The sequence below is a fragment of the Pseudomonas flexibilis genome, assembly GCF_000802425.1.
In the GTDB taxonomy this organism is placed as follows: domain Bacteria; phylum Pseudomonadota; class Gammaproteobacteria; order Pseudomonadales; family Pseudomonadaceae; genus Serpens; species Serpens flexibilis.
On sequence record NZ_JRUD01000046.1, the window covers coordinates 1 to 1,466 of the forward strand.

Genomic DNA, 1,466 nt, shown 5'->3' on the forward strand with positions numbered 1-1,466 from the left:
ATAGTAGGTGGGTGGCCCCACTGAAGGCCGGAACGATGAATGACAAGGGAATCGCCTTGAAGAGAGACGGCAATGCATCTGACCACCAGCCTCGGCTGGCTGCGGCCTCGCCGCGGGATGAAGCCGTCCCTGGATCGAGCGAACCTCCCGCGTCAATTCCACCCCAAGCGCTGCTCGCTCGCGTGTTACAGCGTGAGAATCTGCAGCGCGCCCTCAAACAAGTACGCCGCAACCAGGGCGCGCCGGGCATCGATGGCATGACCGTCGAGGCCTTGCCTCACTACCTCCAAGACCACTGGCCACGGATCCGCGCACAACTGCTGGCGGGCACCTTCCGCCCCCAGCCGGTCAAACGCGTGGAGATCCCGAAGGCAGATGGCAAGGTTCGCTGCCTGGGTATCCCCACGGTGGTGGATCGATTCATCCAGCAAGCTATTGCGCAGGTACTGTCGGCGCAATGGGAGCCCCACTTCCACCCGCACAGCTATGGCTTTCGCCCACAACGCTCGGCGCACCAGGCGCTACGCCATGTACAGACGAGCATCCGCGACGGCTACGGCTGGGTGGTGGACATCGACCTGGAAGCATTCTTCGATCGGGTCAATCACGACCGGCTAATGGCGCGGCTCAAACACCGCTGTCAGGACGCCCCGCTGCTGCGCCTGATCAACCGCTTCCTCAAGGCTGGTGTGCAACGGGGCGAACGCATCGAAGCCACACTGCTGGGTGTGCCGCAAGGCGGCCCGCTCTCGCCGGTACTGGCCAACATCGTTCTGGATGAACTGGATTGGGAGCTGCAACGGCGCGGCCACCGCTTTGCCCGCTATGCCGACGACTGCAACATCCTGGTCAGAAGCCAGCGTGCGGGGGAACGGGTGATGGCCAGCGTAGAGCGCATGATCAGCGAACGACTGCGGCTCACAGTCAATCCGCTGAAAAGCGCGGTGGATCGTCCAGCCGAACGTACGTTCCTGGGCTTCACGGTCAGCCGCAGAGACGCCCGCCTGAAGGTGGCCGATAAGGCCATCGAACGGCTCAAGGCGAAAGTGCGCGCACTGACCCGTCGGACGCGAGGCCGCCGTCTGGACGTAATCGTGGCAGAGCTGAGGAAAACCCTGCTTGGATGGAAAGCGTATTTCGGCATTGCCGAAGTACTGAGCCCTCTGCACGACATCGACAAATGGATACGACGCAAACTACGTTGCTATCTCTGGAAGCAATGGGGACGAGCTGGCTACCGGGAATTGCGCAGGCGCGGTGTAAGCGTGCGAGAAGCATGGAATACCAGCAAGTCGGCGCACGGCCCTTGGCGGTTGAGCAACACCCCGGCACTGAGGCTGGCATTACCAGTGCGGTACTTCACGAACTTGGGGCTGCCGGCCAGTGCGGCGCGGCCGGAAGATATTTATACAACCGCTATGTAGTGGCACGGGAGCCAACTGTCGTCTACAAACAATCGACGCAGG

General features: G+C 62.1%; 1 protein-coding gene. It reads left to right on the forward strand.

The genetic code is table 11. The features are described 5' to 3' along the window. On the forward strand, positions 1 to 1,424 hold a 1,424-nt coding region (ltrA, locus tag SF06_RS17565), incomplete at its 5' end, for a group II intron reverse transcriptase/maturase (RefSeq protein ID WP_211253778.1). Positions 1,425 to 1,466: the final 42 nt, after the last annotated feature.